General features: G+C 58.8%; 16 protein-coding genes. 6 read left to right on the top strand and 10 right to left on the bottom strand.

Annotated features, from left to right (window positions below; genetic code table 11):
- The first annotated feature begins 1 nt into the window (after position 1).
- Together ACW9UO_RS05565 and ACW9UO_RS05560 are read left to right on the top strand one after the other, a co-directional pair.
- Positions 2-448 carry a tripartite tricarboxylate transporter TctB family protein gene (locus ACW9UO_RS05565; protein ID WP_457087989.1) on the top strand — a complete coding sequence of 149 codons (447 nt, stop codon included), beginning with the start codon at positions 2-4 and terminating at the stop codon, positions 446-448.
- Between the two features lies 1 nt (position 449).
- Entirely contained in the window at positions 450-1,952 is a 1,503-nt protein-coding gene (locus ACW9UO_RS05560; protein WP_457087988.1) for a tripartite tricarboxylate transporter permease, read from the top strand.
- A gap of 547 nt (positions 1,953-2,499) precedes the next feature.
- On the opposite strand, the gene ACW9UO_RS05555 is transcribed toward ACW9UO_RS05560, so the two are convergent.
- The 10 genes from ACW9UO_RS05555 to ACW9UO_RS05510 form a co-directional block, all read right to left on the bottom strand.
- Positions 2,500-3,444 (bottom strand): glutathione S-transferase family protein, encoded by a 945-nt coding sequence (locus tag ACW9UO_RS05555; RefSeq protein WP_457087987.1) that lies wholly within the window; start codon positions 3,442-3,444, stop codon positions 2,500-2,502.
- 23 nt (positions 3,445-3,467) lie between these two features.
- Complete coding sequence (locus tag ACW9UO_RS05550) at positions 3,468-4,532, bottom strand: 4-oxalomesaconate tautomerase (RefSeq protein ID WP_457087986.1); 1,065 nt, start codon at positions 4,530-4,532, stop codon at positions 3,468-3,470.
- The gene (locus tag ACW9UO_RS05545; protein WP_457087985.1) at positions 4,525-5,196 is read right to left on the bottom strand and encodes a 4-carboxy-4-hydroxy-2-oxoadipate aldolase/oxaloacetate decarboxylase; all 672 of its coding nucleotides are present in this window, start codon (positions 5,194-5,196) and stop codon (positions 4,525-4,527) included. The genes ACW9UO_RS05550 and ACW9UO_RS05545 overlap by 8 nt, the downstream gene beginning before the upstream one ends.
- A 1-nt stretch (position 5,197) precedes the next feature.
- Complete coding sequence (locus ACW9UO_RS05540; RefSeq protein ID WP_457087984.1) at positions 5,198-6,148, bottom strand: VOC family protein; 951 nt, start codon at positions 6,146-6,148, stop codon at positions 5,198-5,200.
- On the bottom strand, positions 6,145-6,879 hold the full coding sequence (locus ACW9UO_RS05535; protein WP_457087983.1) for a PIG-L deacetylase family protein: 735 nt from the start codon (positions 6,877-6,879) through the stop codon (positions 6,145-6,147). The genes ACW9UO_RS05540 and ACW9UO_RS05535 overlap by 4 nt, the downstream gene beginning before the upstream one ends.
- A gap of 11 nt (positions 6,880-6,890) precedes the next feature.
- Positions 6,891-8,195 carry a TRAP transporter large permease gene (locus ACW9UO_RS05530; protein ID WP_457087982.1) on the bottom strand — a complete coding sequence of 435 codons (1,305 nt, stop codon included), beginning with the start codon at positions 8,193-8,195 and terminating at the stop codon, positions 6,891-6,893.
- Positions 8,192-8,704, bottom strand: coding sequence for a TRAP transporter small permease (locus ACW9UO_RS05525; protein WP_457087981.1), 513 nt, complete (start codon positions 8,702-8,704; stop codon positions 8,192-8,194). Before ACW9UO_RS05525 ends, ACW9UO_RS05530 begins: the two co-directional genes overlap by 4 nt.
- A gap of 3 nt (positions 8,705-8,707) precedes the next feature.
- Positions 8,708-9,688, bottom strand: coding sequence for a TRAP transporter substrate-binding protein (locus tag ACW9UO_RS05520; RefSeq protein WP_457087980.1), 981 nt, complete (start codon positions 9,686-9,688; stop codon positions 8,708-8,710).
- 78 nt (positions 9,689-9,766) lie between these two features.
- Positions 9,767-11,167 carry a vanillate/3-O-methylgallate O-demethylase gene (gene ligM / locus ACW9UO_RS05515; protein ID WP_457087979.1) on the bottom strand — a complete coding sequence of 467 codons (1,401 nt, stop codon included), beginning with the start codon at positions 11,165-11,167 and terminating at the stop codon, positions 9,767-9,769.
- A gap of 21 nt (positions 11,168-11,188) precedes the next feature.
- Entirely contained in the window at positions 11,189-11,860 is a 672-nt protein-coding gene (locus tag ACW9UO_RS05510) for a GntR family transcriptional regulator (protein ID WP_457087978.1), read from the bottom strand.
- Positions 11,861-12,496: 636 nt separating this feature from the next.
- On the opposite strand from ACW9UO_RS05510, the gene ACW9UO_RS05505 reads away from it, so the two are divergent.
- From ACW9UO_RS05505 to ACW9UO_RS05490, 4 genes are all read left to right on the top strand, one after another.
- Positions 12,497-13,591 (top strand): TRAP transporter substrate-binding protein, encoded by a 1,095-nt coding sequence (locus tag ACW9UO_RS05505; protein WP_457088607.1) that lies wholly within the window; start codon positions 12,497-12,499, stop codon positions 13,589-13,591.
- Between the two features lie 134 nt (positions 13,592-13,725).
- On the top strand, positions 13,726-14,319 hold the full coding sequence (locus ACW9UO_RS05500; protein ID WP_457087977.1) for a TRAP transporter small permease subunit: 594 nt from the start codon (positions 13,726-13,728) through the stop codon (positions 14,317-14,319).
- 28 nt (positions 14,320-14,347) lie between these two features.
- Positions 14,348-15,715, top strand: coding sequence for a TRAP transporter large permease (locus tag ACW9UO_RS05495; RefSeq protein WP_457087976.1), 1,368 nt, complete (start codon positions 14,348-14,350; stop codon positions 15,713-15,715).
- Positions 15,712-17,052: an amidase gene (locus tag ACW9UO_RS05490; protein WP_457087975.1), complete on the top strand. Its 1,341-nt coding sequence runs from the start codon at positions 15,712-15,714 to the stop codon at positions 17,050-17,052. The genes ACW9UO_RS05495 and ACW9UO_RS05490 overlap by 4 nt, the downstream gene beginning before the upstream one ends.
- Position 17,053 lies beyond the last annotated feature (1 nt).

Here is a 17,053-nt window from a genome sequence, read left to right as displayed (position 1 = left end):
CATGCGCCGCACCGCCATGATATCCCAGATCGGCCCGCTCATCATGCTGGCGGCGGGCCTTGCGTTTGCCTTTGGTGCAATTGCGAGCCTTGATCTCGGCTCGTTTCGCCGGATGGGATCGGGCGCATTTCCGCTATTGGTTGGGGGCCTGTTGTCGGTGCTGGCCGCAATCGGGCTGGTGCAGAACTTGCGGGCTCCGATGGAGACCGCCAAGGCCGATCCAATTGCCGTATTGGGGGTGGTCGGCGGCGTCGCCTCTTTCGCCTTTTTCACCCCCTTGCTTGGGGTGCTTCCGGCCACGGCCATCGCCGTGTTTGCCACCGGTTCGGCGATACCGGGGTTCCACTGGCCGTTTCGGATGGCTTTGGCCGTCGGGGTCGCGGTCGGCGTTTGGCTGATCTTCGTGCGCGGGCTGGGTATGCCCTTTGTTGCTATCAGGGGGCTTTGATATGGACTTGCTGTCAAATCTTGCATTGGGGTTCAGTACGGCGACGACGGCCTCCAATCTGTTTTATTGCTTTATCGGCGTCTTTTTGGGCACCTTCATCGGCGTGCTGCCCGGTGTCGGACCGCTGGCGGCGGTTGCCATGCTGCTTCCGGTTTCGTTCTACCTTGAGCCGACCACAGCGTTGGTGATGTTGGCCGGGGTCTATTACGGCGCGGAATATGGCGGCTCCATCGCCTCAATTCTGCTGAATATCCCCGGCACTCCGTCTTCGTCGGTCACCTGTATCGACGGCTATCCCATGGCGCAGCAGGGCAGGGCGGGGATCGCGCTTTTTGCCACCTCTGTCGCGTCGTTCTTTGGGGGCGTTTTTGGCGTGATTGTCATGGTCCTGCTCGCGCCATCGCTGGCTGAGTTCGCCCTGTTGTTCCAGCCAGCCGAGTACTTTTCGGTCATGGTGCTCGGGTTGATTGCTGCGTCGATTGTCAGCTCTTCAGGCGTTTTGCGCGGCTTGATGATGGTGTGCCTGGGCATCTTGCTTGGTACGATCGGGGTCGACGTCAACAGCGGCGATGCACGGTTCACCGCGGGCATTCCCGAGTTGCGCGACGGGGTGTCGCTGGTCGTTGTCGCCATGGGCTTGTTTGGCATCTCCGAAGTCATGGTGTCCCTGCGCGGTGCCACCCAAAGCTATGCCGGCCAAAATGTGCGCGGGCGCGATATTTTTCCAACATGGGCCGAGTGGCGGCGCAGCTTTCTACCTGCATTGCGAGGCTCTGCCATCGGGTCTTTCTTTGGCACCTTGCCGGGCACTGGCCAGACCGTCGCCAGCTTTGTCGGCTATGCGTTTGAGAAGAAAGTCAGCCGCAACAAGGCGCACTTTGGCAAGGGCGCGATTGAGGGGGTTGTCGTGCCGGAATCCGCCAACAACGCGGCGGCGCAGACTGCCTTTATCCCGACCCTGACGCTGGGGATACCCGGCTCAACAACAATGGCGCTGATGCTTGGCGCGCTGATGATTCACGGGATCACGCCTGGCCCGCGGCTGATATCCGATCACCCAGATCTGTTCTGGGGCCTTGTCGTCAGCTTTCTGTTTGGGAACTTTTTCCTGTTGGTCCTGAATATTCCGTTGATTGGCCTGTGGGTGCGTCTGCTGCGGGTGCCACACTATTACCTGTACCCGACCGTCATCATGATGATTTGCGTTGGGGTCTACGGGATTTCCAATTCGCTGACGGATGTTTGGGCAACGCTTGCCTTTGGACTTATCGGCTACGTCCTGCGCCTGTTTCGCTTCGAACCCGCGCCGATGCTGATTGGCTTTGTGCTTGGGCCGATGATGGAAGAGTTCTTTCGTCGCGCCATGTTGCTGTCGCGGGGAGATCCGATGATCTTTCTGGAGCGCCCCGGCAGCGCTGCGTTGCTTGGATTAGGGGCCCTGCTGCTTTGTGCGACTGCATTGCCGCTAAAAAGCATTTTGCGGCGCATGTTGCCACGTACCTGAGGCAAGGCGAAAATTCAGCAGTCCCCTGTTGGCAAGGTGGACGCCTTGGTTGCCGGAAGGCAGCGACAGCCCCGAACCGCCGCCCTCCATTTCAATGCAAGAGGGGACGGTCGACACCGTACTACTGATCTTGCAAGCGGTGACGGGCAGTGCGCGTCGCAGGCCCCGTTGCAGCATCTCATCACCAGAATATGACTGTTGCCGTGAGAGCGATTGCTGATTGGAAACCTTTGGGCAGCGGTCATAGCGGGTTGAGACACGCCCCCCTTTTCAAGCCACAGACGTGTCATCTGCGCCTCTGTATGCGAGTATGAGTTGCTCCCCACATCCCCGGAACTGGGGATCGCGCATCATGACAGCGCGACAAGCTCAATCAGTGGATGGGTCCTGGCCCTAGGACATTGGGCGCAAAGTGTGCGTCCTTGGTGATGTCGATCGCGTGGGCGGTATACGGTACGCCCAGATCCCCGAGCAGGATCGATACCATGCGGTCATTGGGTGTCGTCAAGGTATAGTGGTCAGTCACGGTGTGGTCCTTGGGTCGGGATCAAACGATATCGATGCGGTAGCCGGATCGCGGGAAGTGGACGCAGACTGTGCCAATATCATCCGCCCTGCGCTCAATCGTGACCGTTTGCGCATCTGCGTAGCGCAGTGTGCCCGCAACAGGCTGTTCGCCGCCGTTGACATCGGGGATCACCGTGACGGATTGCCCGACGATCAGGCCCTGTGGTTCGTTCGCAGCAACGCCTGTCGTTGCAATCGGGTCTTGCGCGCGCGCCTGCTTAAGCGCGTCTTGCGGGTCCATTGGTTGGGATGTGCCGTGGCCGATGGCGCGGACATTATCCTCCCACCGCACGAGGTTCTTGAACTCTGACAGAAACGACGGCCCATCAGCCCAGCGCCCGCGCAGGAACCAGACGACATGGTAAAACTGCGCGTCAATCGCGGCGGCGTCCGGCCCGAGCAAGAAATCACGCCCATCCGCCAGTTGTGCATCCAGCCATGACAGCGGTGCGCGCAATTGGGCCACAAGGTGGGGCAGGTCGGCGTTGGCTTTCTTAAGCCCCGCGGCCCAGTCTTCGCCAAGGTACAGGCGCCCGCGATCTGCGGCGAAATCTTTGTCCAGACTGTCACCTGCGGACCCCAGAACATGGCGCACGGTCTGATCAAACAGCGCCCCATCGGTCCAGCGGCTGAGGCACCACATCAGCCCCTGATCGGCGGTGGGCATCAAGCTGGGCGACGGGTAGCGGCGTTCAAGCTCGCGGATAATGCATTGGCTGTCGCAATAAATGTCCGCGCCAATCTGCACCACAGGAGTGCGCCGATATCCCCCTGTGAGCGCGGTCAGGTTCGGCTTGGGTGGCAGGCGCGGAATTTCAACGCTGCGCCACGCCAGCCCTTTGATGCCAAACGCCACCCGCACCTTTTCGGCAACGGGCGACTGGGGGTAGGCGTGGAGGATGATCTCTAAGCTTGGGTGGGACACGGGGGATTTCCTTAGGTTTGAAGTCAGGAGGCGCTGGACGCAAAGACCAAGCCGTCCATTAGTTTGCGCGCGGTGCGCAAGACATCGGTGCCGACAACCTGACCATTCTTGATGTGGCCGATGATCGTCATTTCACCGCTTGGATGTTCGATGGACAGAGGGCTTGTTTCGCCGGTGTCGCAAATTGCGATGCCATCCGCGACGGTGCCTTTGGTCAGGCAGGCCGTCGCTACGCTGACAGCGCCAAGCACACCAATGGCCTTGTGACATCGCAGCGGAATGAACGTGCGCGTGTTGATCGCCCCGCCGTTTTTTGGCGGTGAGATAATCGTCATTTTGGGGACCGTTTTGGCCGTGACATCGCGCAGGTTCATGCGGGTGCCGGCGATCAGGCGAATGGACTCAAGGCGCGCACGCAACGCTGCGTTTTCCTCAAGATCGCGGGGCGTTTCGGTGCCAAGCAACCCAAGGTCGGTTGCGCGCATCAGCACGCAGGGCATGCCGTTGTCGATCATGGTGACATCAATTCCGTCAATCGTGTCCTTGGGCTGACCGGATGGGAAAAGCGCGCCGCAGCTGGACCCTGCGGTGTCTTGAAACGTGATTGGAATGGCGGCGGACCTGCCCGGAACACCATCAATGCGGGCACCACCTGTATAGGTGACGTGGCCGTTCGGGGTGCTGACACGGGCAATCGCAATTTGGCCGGTGTTTTGCATAAAGATGCGGACAGGCGTTTCGCCGGGCCGCGCGGCGACCAACCCCCGTTCAATCGCGAAAGGCCCAACACCCGCAAGGATATTGCCGCAGTTTTGCGCATCACTGACGCGGGCTTCATCGACAAAAACCTGCAAGAACAGGTACTCAACGTCGATGCCGGGCTGCGCTGATGGGGCAACAATCGCGACCTTTGACGACAGCGGATCACCCCCACCCATGCCGTCAATCTGGCGCGGATCGGGCGAGCCCATGATCGACAACAAGACCGCATCGCGCACCGCGGGGTCCGTCGGCAGATCGGACGCCAGAAAATACCCGCCCTTGGAGGTGCCGCCGCGCATCCACATGCAGCGGATACTGTCAGACATATTTAAGCCCTTCGGCTTTCAACCGCCCGCGCATGTCATACATATCAAGGCCAAGCTCGCCTTTGGCGAACCGCGCACGTTTGTCACCCTCATTTGCGGTGCGTTTTTGGGCGGCCGCCAACACATCAGCGGCATCGCTGCGTTTGACAACACAGACGCCGTCGTCATCCGCGACGATCACGTCGCCTGCATCAATCGCCGCACCCGCACAGATGATGGGCACGTTCACCGAGCCGAGGATTTCCTTAACGGTGCCTTGGGCGCAGATCGCCTTGGACCAGACGGGAAAGCCCATCGCTTCAAGATCACGCACATCGCGCACACCGGCGTCGATGACCAAACCGCGACACCCGCGCGCCAGTGCGGACGTGGCCAACAGATCACCAAAATAGCCCGCGTCAGAGGGTTCTGTCGTGGCCAAAACCAGAATGTCGCCCGCTTGGATTTGTTCAATCGCCACATGCAGCATCCAGTTGTCGGCGGGTGGCGCGAGGATGGTTATGGCGGACCCGGCGATGGATGCGCCGCGATAGATCGGGCGGATGTAGCTGGCGAGCAATCCGGTGCGGCCCTGCGCCTCGTGCACCGTCGCAACGCCTGCGCGCGCGAGGCCATCGACAATGGCAGGATCCGCGCGGCTGATATTTTGGATAACCACGTTCACCTCAGGTCTCCTTGGGCAGGGGCGGTGTGCCGTGGGTGTGGAACGTCTCGATCGTTTTCAGCCCCCAGGCTTGCCCCTTTTTGCGCTCTGTTTCGGTCCAGACCACAGGTTCCCAATCGGGCGCAAGGATCAGCCGCGCGCCGGAATTGGCCAGTTCGATCCTGTTGCCCGCAGGTTCCCAGACGTACAGAAAAAACGTGCCTTGAATGCCGTGTTTGTGCGGCCCCGTCTCGATATGCACACCGTTTTCAAGGAAAATATCAGCGGCGCGCAGGATGTCTTCGCGCTGGTCGGTGGCATAGGTGAGATGATGGAACCGGCCATCGGCGTTCCCGTGTTCTTCGGTACAGGCCAGATCGTAGGTCTTGTTATTGACCGTAAACCACGCGCCGCCGATGCGCCCGTTATCAAGCTGGATCATCTCGGTCACGCGGCTGCCAAGGCAGACCTCCATAAACCTGCGGAACTGCGACACATCTGTTGCCAGCAGGTTCAAATGATCAATGCGGCGCGGACAGACGCCGCGTCCGTGATAACGTTGCGCGATGTTTTTGAGCGCAGGTTTTTCGGTGTCTGGCGCCACGTAGCGGTTGGTGTCCCAGTAAATCTCGAACGTGTGGTTGAACGGGTCTTTGAACCGGAAGGCGCGGCCATGGCCGGCGTCGCCCTCCACCCAGCCCAAGCAGTGATACCCACTGGCCTCAATAATCGCGACTTGGGCCTCAAGTGCGGCCTGTGACGTCGCGCGATAGGCTATGTGCCCGACGCCCGTTGTGTGGTGGCTAGTCAACTTCAGGCTGTGGTGTTCGTAATCATCAAAGGCCCGCAGATAGGCGCTTTGATCGTTTTGCTCCGTCACCGTCAGCCCGTAAACGCGGGTGAAAAAGTCCAACGAAGCATCGAATTGATCTGTGTAAAGCTCGACATGGCCGAGGTGTGCGATGGTGCTCATAGCGTGTCGACCGTGCGCGGAAAGATCGATTGGAACCCTTCGGCGTATTTGCAATCGCGCCCGCCAGACTGCCCGCCGGAATTGCGTTTGAAATGGTTGGCGCGTTGCTGGGCTGTGCGGGTGTAAAACTCCCAAAGGTGCTCTTGGCCCTGCATACATTCGATTGCCGCGCGCTTTTGGTCCCAGACGGGCGTGATGTCGAGGAACGTGTCAGGCTTCCACGCCATCTGTTCGGTTTGATGGGGTTCAAACAGGTATAGCTGCGGGGCGCCAAGCACCTGTTCGCCGGGGTTATGCCCCCAGGCTTGGGCAATCATGCGGCACTCAAGGGCAACCTGCGTGGCATAGGCGTGATCGGTGTTGTAGGGGTCAATCTTGGAGTGGCTGAGCATGAAATCCGGCTGCACGGCGCGGATCACATCGACGAGCTTGTATTTGTCGCCGCGGGTAAGCTCCAAAGGATAATCGCCCAGATCAAAGAACTGGATGTCGTGCACGTTGAGGGCTTTGGCAGCATTCTCCGCCTCGATCCGACGGCCGGTTTTGACCTTGTCCAATGTCATGCCGTCCTGTTTCCACAGTTTCGCGCTTTCGCCGCGTTCGCCGTAGGACAGGCAAACCACGGTCACGTCATAACCCTGCTGTTGGTGCAGCGCGATGGCCCCGCCACAGCGCCAGACAAAATCGGCGGAATGGGCGGAAATCACGAGGGCGGATTTTTGATCAGACATGGGAAGACCCCTTAGTTGAACATCGTATCGGGCAAGAAAAGCGACAGCTGCGGGACGGCGATCAGGATGAGGAGCGTCACAAGCATCGCCAGCCAGAACGGGGCAACGCCGCGGAAAATATCAGCAAGCGAGACGTTGGGCGCAACGGATTTGACGATAAACACATTGATGCCGACGGGAGGCGAAATCAGCCCCATTTCAAGCGTGAGCACGACCAAGACACCAAACCAGATCGGATCAATCCCGAGTTCGAGAACCACAGGAAAGAAGATCGGCAAGGTCAGCACCAGCATCGCAAACCCTTCGAGGAAGCAGCCCAGCACGAGGTAAACAAGCAGCATCAAAGCGAGGATGCCAAGGACGGGCACATCGAGCGCGACAAGGGCTTCGCCGACATAGGTTGGCAGGTGGCTCAGGGCGAGGAAGGGGTTGATCATATGTGCGCCGATCAGGATCAGCATGACCGTGGCCGTGGTGACAACGGACCCGCGTGAGGCAGTCCAGAAATCTGCGAAGCTGAGGCGGCGTTTGAGCACGCCGTAGATGATGACGAGGCCTGCGCCGACGCCTGCGGCCTCAACCGGGGAAAAGAACCCGCCATAGATGCCGCCGATGGTGATCACGACAACGCTCAGGATGGGGAAAGCCCCACTGAGTGCGCGGCGTTTTTCGTCCCATGTGGTGACGGGTCCGCGTGGGCCAGCCGCGGGTCGGATGTAGCAGATGATCGACACCGTGAGCATGAACATCCCGAGCAACAGGATGCCCGGTATGACGCCCGCAAGGAACAGACGGCCGATGGATTGTTCGGTCAGGATGGCAAAGATCACAAAGCCGGTTGAGGGCGGGATGAGAATGCCCAAGGTGCCCCCCGCCGCCACCACGCCTGTGGACAGGCGCGGGTCGTATTTAAAGCGTTCCATCTCTGCGAGGGAGACTTTGCCCATGGTCAGCGCGGACGCGACCGACGACCCCGACAAGGCGGCAAATCCGCCGCAGCCCACGACAGTGGCCGAGGCCAGCCCGCCACGGATGTGGCCGATCATGGCATAAGCTGCGTCAAACAGCTGGCGGCTCATGCCTGTGGCTGTCGCCACGTTGCCCATAAGGATGAACAGCGGCACGACGACCAGTTCGGGTGAGGATGCGATGGTGAAGGTTTCAGACCCAAGCAGCCCCATCGCGGCATCCCAGCCCCGCACGGTCCAGATGCCAATGAACCCGACAAGGAACATCGCGAAGGCCACCGGAATGCGCAGAGCCAGCAGTGCCAGCAGGGCGAGGATGCCGATCAGGCCAATGGATTCCACGCTCATACCGACGGGGCCTTTTCGGTGCGGATGTCCCGGCCCGACAGCGCCAGTTCAATCGCCCGCAACATCATGCCCAAGGCCGTGACAATGGACAGACCCGCAAGCCCCCATTGGAACCACGCCTTCGGCAGGCGCAGTAGATTGGTCGACAGGTTCAGCATGACGCTGAGTTTCGCGCTTTCCAGAATGGCCCAAGCGATGAACACAAAGATCACGGCCCCAAGCGTTGCGGCGAAGATATCGATGAAGCGGTTGAGCCATGCCGGATAGCGGGGCTCGAATAGATCGACAGCGATATGCCCGCCATCGCGATCACACATCGCCATGCCGCCAAACACCAGAATGACCATAGCCATCGTGATCATGTCCTGACTGCCATACAGCGGGGCGCCGAAGGCGCGTCCGATCACGTCCGTCAAAATAACAGCGACCTCGACCAAAAGACCTAAGCCACCGATCGTGGCGGACAGGCCGATCAGCCTGTCCGCCCATGTGCGCAGATGCGCAATCATAGTTTAGTTGGCCTGCATCGCAGCAAGCGCATCCGCGCCGCCAACACCATCAACATAGGCACCGGTCACGGCGGCGATTGCGTCGGCAAACACGGCGGCCTCTTCTGGCGTCAGATCAACAAATGTGTTTTCGGGCAAAGTGCGCGCTGTTGCGACGCCAGCATCGGCTGTTGCGTTCCAGGCGTCTTCTGCGCTTTGCGAAACCGTCTGGTTTCCCGAGTTGTCCAGCGCCGCTTTCGCCTCATCGCTCAGCCCGTTGTAGGTGCCTTCGGTCATCACCGCGTAAAACGACAAACGCCCAAGGTTTGCGCCGAAGGTGTAGCTGTTGGCGACCTCGTCGAGTTTGAAATCGTTGAGCGTTGAAGAGCCCGTGATCACGCCGTCGATCAGACCGGTCTGAAGCGCGTTATAGACTTGGTTGATTGGCATCTGCACAGGGGTCGCCCCAAGGGCGGTTGCGACATCCGCGGCAGTTGCCCCCGCCACGCGAATTTTCAAACCGGCAAGGTCAGCCGGAGTGCGGATCACCGCGTCACGCATGATGAACACGTTTGGCTCGGACGTCCAAAGGGCGACTGGCACCGTGCCGGGGAATTCGCCCGCAAGATGGTCGTCATAGGCGGCCCACATGGCGGCATACCCGTCGTCTTCGTTGGTCAACGTGCCGGGCAGCTCGACAATCATCGTCTTTTCAAACTGCGAAGATGTATAGCCCGGAAGACCCCACGCCATATCGGCAACGCCTTGCACGACACGGATATATTGCTCTACCGGACCCGCGCCAAGCTCGCCACCGTGATAGCCGCGCACGGTGACTTCGCCGTTTGTGGCCTCGGACAGGATGGTGTTCAGTTTTTCCATCACCGATGCGTTCACCGTGTGAAACGGCGGGGTGAAGTTGGCAAAGCTAAGCTCTTGGGCGGCGGCTGGCAGTGCGGCGGCCATGGCAACGGCAGATGCCGCGATAAGTTTGGTAAATTTCATGTCTGTACCTCCCAGTGTCGACATTGCTGTTGTGCGCGGGCGGGCACCCTCCCTGAACGGCCGCCCCTTTTCGAGGGCCTAGTCGCCCTTGGTTCTCCAGCTGTCCGCATAGTTTTCGCGGGCATCTTTTGCGTAGGGCGTATCAGACACGCGCACGCGGATTTCGGTCTGTTTGTGGCTTTCGGCTGAGGTTTTGCCCGTCTGTTCAGGCTCACCCCACTTCATCGTCAGAACGTCGCCCACCTCAACAGAGGCGTCGACAACCCCAAGGCTGAGGAAACAGCGTTCATTCCAGCTGTAGCCGTTGAACATCGACATCCCCATCATTTGATCGCCCTGCATGACCATGTCTGCGCTTGATGACGCATAGTTGGGCTGCGGGAAATCGATCCATTTGAACGGCGTGCCTTGCTCAAGCCCGCTGGCGATGATTTTCAGAACGTCTTCCTTGTTCCACTCAAACGTGACCTTCTTGCGGTTCGGACCATCCTTCATTTTCGCCAAGGAATCCTTGCCGATGAAATCATCCTTTTTCCAGCCGATGTAGAAGCCATAGCCAAGCTCAAACGGGTTCACATAGTAGTCGGAAATATCGTCCGAAACGTAGGACCCACCGATAGAGCCTGCGGCCTCATAGCTGTCGGCCCCAAGCCAGTCGCGGTAGTCGGCCATCATGCCGTCGCCGGTGTAAATGCCGGGCAGAGGGGAGGGAATCCAGCCGGATTCCAATGTGTTGGTGGAATAGGCGCGGCTGCCGACCTGCACAAGGTTCACACCGATGTCGCGCGCAGCCTGTAGAATGGTGGACTGGATGTAATGCTTGTCCGCATAGGGCCCCCAGACTTCCAGACCGGGCGCACCGGCCATTCCGTGACGCAGGGCCTGAACCTTTTTGGACCCGATATTGATTTCATTCACATGGAAGAAATTGATGTCTGGCACCGGGCCGCCGTTGATCTTTTCAAAGATCGCGGGGGCGTCGGGGCCTTGGATCTGGAACCGGTAATGGGTGCGCAGGACACGTTCACCATCGGGGCGGCTGTTAGAGCGCGGGTCGTGGAACAAACGGACCTTCCATTCGCCACGCGCGGCCTGAAACCGGACCCAATTTGCGGTGGGGGCACGCCCCACAAGAATGAACTTATCGGTGCGTTCGCGGAATATGATCATGTCACCAATGACATGGCCCGCAGGCGTCACAGGGACAAAGTGTTTGGCGCGGTTGAGATCGAAATTCGCAAACCCGTTGATGCCGACATAAGACAAGAACGCCTCTGCGTCGGGGCCTTCCACGATCAATTCATCCATGTGATGGGATTGGTCGAACAGCACGGCATGATCGCGCCACGCGCCTTGTTCATCGCGCCAGTTGGTGAATTCGGGGGCCACGACGGGATAGACATACATCCCGATCTTTGAGTTGCGCAGCATGTCTACCGGATTGGCGTGCTGGGCCATAAGGGCTGAAAGACTCGACACAGGCAGGTTCCTCTCGTGGGGTTATGACGATGCGACCAAAGCCAACCCCGGCACGTCCTTGACGAGGTTGGGCTGCACATCGGTCAGATAATTGAAATTGATCAGCGCGAGGCGGGCGTGTTCGCGCACCAAGGCTTCGGCGCGCGCGCCTTCCCGGTTTGTGATCGCCTCCAGGATCGCGCGGTGTTGGCGTTGGGCATAGCGCAAGGACTCTAGAAAATCGGGGATTGCGGCCTGTTCACTCAGGAATGCGGAGGGTGACGCAAGAGGCAGCAAACTCATCCGTTCAATCTCGCGTTGGATCAGCGTGCTGCCCGAAGACTTCGCCAAAAACGCGTGGAATTCCGCGTTGCGGCGCACATAGCATTCAAAATTCAAACCATCCGCGGCTTTGATGGCGCGATCTATCCCGTCCAATGTATCTTTTGCATGGCCCAACAAATCAGCGCTTACCCCGCGCTCGGCGGCCATGCGCGCGGCGGTGCCTTCGATGACGCCGCGTATTTCGATCGCGTCGGCAATGTCCTCGCGGGTGAAGGTTGCGACACGGCAGCCGCCGGTCTCGATCCGTTCCAACAACCCTTCGGCGACCAGTCGGTCCATTGCCTGACGCAACGGGGTGCGCGAGGTCCCAAGCTGTTTGGCGACAGCCACTTCGGACAAACGCTGCCCGCCCTCGAACTCTCCGCTCATCACAAGGGAGCGCAGTCCAAAGAGGGCGCGGTCAAGCTGGCTGAGGTTTCCATTAGTCACAGAGCAATCCTAGTGGTTGAGTTCGGCAGGTGCCGAGCGGTGTGCGCCTAGATTGTATACAGAATCCGAATCAAGCAAGTGATTCGGCCACGCATAGGCCGCGTTCAGGCAAATCCATATGTCATCCTGTATACAATCCCTGCTGAAACCACTGTTCTGAAATTAATTTTCGGCCCGGATCACACGCTGCCAAACGCCATCCCTTGCCGTCGAATTGGACATATTTTTTGACCAATTCGAAGGGTAGGGCGGCTTGGCAAAGTGAGTAATTTCAGGGCATTGCGCCCGATTTAAGGGCATTCATCCGCTGAGTCCGCCGGTTTTTTGGCCCGAACATGTTAGCGGCAACAGGTCAGCCTATGGCCGACGCACCACTTACGCCCGTTCAAATGTAATGCTTGTTTGGGAAAAAACTGGTTCATAAGGTTCTCTTGGATCGGGGGATAATGCGCCGCTGAGGGCCGCACCGGGAGGGTGCGTTTCTCTGCAAACAGGGCAGTCCCGCACATCCGAAAACGAGCCGATACATTGCTCCTGCTTGATGGGGTGATTGATCGTCATTCCTTGGGAGGAACTATGAAAGACTTTATCAATCGCAGAAAATTCCTGCGCGGTTCGGCCGTTGCGGGCGCAGCAGCCTTGGCCACACCTGCAATTGCAGCAAGCCACGGCACAACCATTAAGATGCAGGCAGCCTGGGGCGGCGGTATCTTCCTTGAAAACGCACAGTCCTTTGCGGCCCGCGTCAACGAAATGTCGGGCGGGTCGTTGACCATCGAAGTTCTGTCGGTCGATTCCGTTGTGAAAACATCCCAGATGCAAGACGCTGTGCACCGCGGCGTTCTGGACGCGGCGCACTATGTTTCCGCCTACTGGTACGGCAAATCCAAATCCGCATCGCTGTTCGGCACGGGCCCTTGTTTTGGCTGGTCGTCGCAGGAAATGCTCGGCTGGATCCACGCGGGTGGCGGGCAGGAGCTGTTTGACGAGCTGATGGACGAGCTGCAGCTGAATGTTGTGTCCTTCTTCAACTCGCCAATGCCGGCGCAGCCACTTGGCTGGTTCTCCGAAGCGATCACCGATGCGTCGCAGATGAACGGCCTGAAGTACCGCACAGTTGGTCTGGCGGCGGATGTCATGCTTGAAATGGGCATGTCTGTTGTTCAGCTTCCAGGTGGCGAAATTCAGCCTGCCATGAAATCCGGCCTGATTGATGCGGCCGAATTCAACAACCCGACGTCTGACCGTGATTTTGGTATGCAGGATGTGTCCAAAGACTACATGCTCGCCTCTTATCACCAGAGCCAAGAGTGCTTTGAGATTACGATCAACAAAGACGTCTGGAACGATCTGTCGCCCGAGCATCAGGCCATCATTCGCAACGCCTCCATGGCGGAAAACTCCGGCTTCTATTGGGGCAACACCAAGCGCTATTCCGATGACCTGATCAAGCTTCAGGAACAGGACGGCGTGAAAGTTCACCGCACACCACAGGCCGTTCTTGAGGCACAGCTGGCGGCATGGGACGTGGTCGCAGACCGTATCGCGTCTGAAGATCCGTTCTTTGCCCGCGTGATGGAATCCCAGAAGACCTACGCCAAAGAGGTCATGGGCTACCTGAACCTGAACCAGCCTGACTACAAACTGGCCTACGATCACTACTTCGCCTAGGCGCGAACGGGGTTAGCAATGTCCGGGTGCCGTCGTGGTGCCCGGGCATTGCGCACTTGATACCACTGGCTTGAAAAGGCTTGAGGCGGGCCGCAAAGAATGCCCGCCTGATCTGTGAGGGGAGCAGCAGACACATGAAATTCGTCCATGCAATTGAAGGGCTTAGCCTTTGGGTCGGTCGCGCCTTTGGCTGGTGCATCCTGATCCTGACGCTGTCTGTGTCGTACGAAGTGTTCGTGCGGTATGTGCTTAATTCGCCCACGGTCTGGGCGTTTGACATGATGATCCAGATGTATGGCGCTTTGTTCTTGATGTGCGGGGCCTATGCCTTGGCGCAAGACACCCATGTGCGGGCCGACGTCTTGTACCGTCTGTTTCCAGTGAGAGTTCAGGCGTCCTTGGATTTTGTCCTCTATTTCCTGTTCTTCTTCCCCGGTGTTCTCGCGCTTGCATGGTACGGCTGGGAAATTGCATCTGACAGCTGGCGCTACAAGGAAGTGAGCTTTAACAGCCCCGCCAGCATCCAGATTTACTTCTTCAAATCACTGATCCCGATCGCCGGTTTCCTGCTCGCCTTGCAAGGTGTGGCCGAACTGGTGCGCTGCGTGATGGCATTTCGCACGGGCGCGTGGCCCGAGCGGCTGGTCGATGTGCGTGAGACGGAAGACATGCTGACGGACGCCGATCTTGAAACGATCAGCTCGTTCGCCCGCGAAAACAACAAATAGCCTCAAGCGCTTCTAGAAAGATAAAAAGATGACAAATCCCGAAGTCGCGCTGATGATGCTAGCGCTCTTTATTGTGCTGGTTCTGCTTGGTTTTCCGATTGCCTTTACGCTGCTCGCGATGGGCGTTGCGTTTGGCTATTACGCCTACCACCGTGAAGGATCGGTCGAGGTTTTCAGCGATATTTTCGACAACAATATCTTCTATCTGCTGAACCAGAACACCTATTCCGTGATGGAAAATCCGATCCTTGTGGCGATCCCGTTGTTCTTGTTCATGGGCTATGTGGTCGAACGGGCCAACATCGTCGATAAGCTGTTCTTCTCGCTGTATATGGCGGCGCGAAACCTGCCGGGTTCACTGGCGATTGCGGCTTTGCTGACCTGCGCGGTGTTCTCGACCGCGTCGGGGATCGTGGGCGCGGTTGTGACGCTGATGGGGCTGCTCGCATTCCCGGCGATGGCCAATGCCAAGTATAACAAAAGCTTTGCGGCGGGTGTGATCTGTGCGGGTGGTACGCTTGGCATTCTGATCCCGCCGTCGATCATGTTGATCGTTTACGCCGCGATTGCGGACCTGTCCCCGCTGCGTCTTTATGCGGCGGCTGTCTTTCCGGGGCTGTTGTTGGCGGGCCTGTATATCGTCTATGTGATTGTGCGGGTGTACTTTAATCCAGCTTTGGCACCAAAGCCGACGATGGAAAACCCGCCGCCGCCGCGTGAGATCTATCTTGATCTGTTGAAGTCCTTTGTCCCATTGACCGTGTTGATCGCACTGGTTCTGGGCTCGATCCTTGGTGGTCTGGCCACGCCTGCGGAAGCGGCTGCAATGGGCGCGCTGGGTGGCATGGTTTTGGCGGTTCTGTACCGGTCAATGACATGGACCAAGCTCAAGGAAAGCGTGTTCCTGACCGCCAAAGCCACAGCAATGGTCTGCTGGTTGTTCGTCGGGTCCTGGACGTTTGCGTCGGTGTTTTCCTACCTTGGCGGGCACGACATCATCGCCGACTTTGTCGGTGGTCTCGACATGGAACCCTGGCAGTTCCTGATCCTCGCACAGCTGATCATCTTTGTGCTGGGTTGGCCGCTGGAATGGTCCGAGATCCTGATCATCTTTGTGCCGATCTTCCTGCCACTTCTCGAAGTGTTCGGGGTGAACCCGTATTTCTTTGCAATGCTGATTGCGCTGAACCTGCAAACCTCGTTCCTGACCCCGCCCATGGCCATGTCGGCCTATTATCTAAAAGGGGTGCTCAAGAACCAGATCGAGCTGATGGAGATCTTCCGCGGCATCATGCCTTACCTCGGGATTGTGATCCTGACGATGGGCTTGATGTATGTCTTCCCCGGCATCGCGCTGTGGTTCCCTGATTACCTCTTTGGGCCATACATCCCGTGATAAAGGACAGCTATACCCTCACCGCATCCGAGGCACTGGCCGCCATTGCCTCGGGTCGTCTTTCATCGGTTGAGTTGGTGAAATCCTGCTTGGCCCGGATTGCCGAAACGGACGGCGCGATCAAAGCCTGGGCGTTCCTCGACGAAGGCGCGGCACTTGCGCAGGCCGTAGAATGTGATCGTATCCGCATCGCCGGGATGGCGACGGGGCCATTGCACGGCATTCCGGTTGGGCTGAAGGATATTATCGACACGGCCAAGATGCCAACCCAGCGTGGGAGCGCTATTTTTGCGGGCCGCCAGACGGATCACGTTGCCCGTTTGGTTGAATTGCTGCGCGGGGCGGGCGCGGTGATCATGGGTAAAACCGTGACCACCGAACTCGCGTTTGTGCATGCCAATGAAACGCGCAACCCACACAACCCCGATCACACACCCGGCGGATCCTCGAGTGGGTCCGCCGCCGCTGTGTCTGCGATGCATGTGCCATTGGCAATCGGAACCCAGACCAACGGGTCGGTCATTCGGCCTGCGTCGTTTTGCGGTGTCTTCGGGTTCAAACCCACGCGCGGTGTCATTTCGCGTGACGGGCTTTTGCAAACGTCGGTGTCGCTCGATCAGGTCGGGTGCTTTGGGCGCTCGCTTGCCGATGTGGCTTTGCTGACGGATGCGATTGGCGGATACGATCAACGCGACCCTGTCAGTTTTGCGCGGCCACGCCCGAACATGTCGGCAGGGGCGGCGGCAGAGGCCCCCGTGACGCCCGCGCTGGCGTGGTTTGAATTGCCGTTCAATGACCGCCTGTCTGGCGATGCCTTGGACGGGATTGATGCGGTTCTTGAAATCCTCGGGCCATCGGTTGAGCGCATGGCGGCGGCGGGCACACTCTCGGATCTTGTGGCCGTTCAGGCCACCATCCACGAATACGAAATCGCCCAGCATCAGGCCGAGGTGTTTGCGGCGCATTGGGACCAGATCAGCGATACGCTGAAACCCATCATCACCCGCGCGCGCGCCATAACCAAGACGCAATACGACGATGCGATTGCAGTCAAAACCTCGGCCGAAGCGTTCTTCAAAGCGTTTTTTCTGGACTACGATGCCATCATCGCGCCTTCCGCCACGGGTGAGGCTCCGAAATTCGGCAACGGGACGGGCGATCCGATCTTTTGCACGCTTTGGACGCTGGCAGGGCTGCCCTGTGTCAGCCTGCCAATGCTGGTCGGGGACACGGGGCTGCCGATTGGTGTGCAGCTGATTGGCCCGGCTGAAAAAGACGACCGGCTGTTGCGCACGGCACGCTGGCTTCAAACCCATCTTGCTTCGTGCGCGGACTAAC

It is taken from the genome of Marinovum sedimenti, from assembly GCF_054052205.1.
The sequence above is the reverse complement of the archived record's forward strand: the minus strand, read 5'-3'. Positions and strand labels throughout refer to the sequence as shown.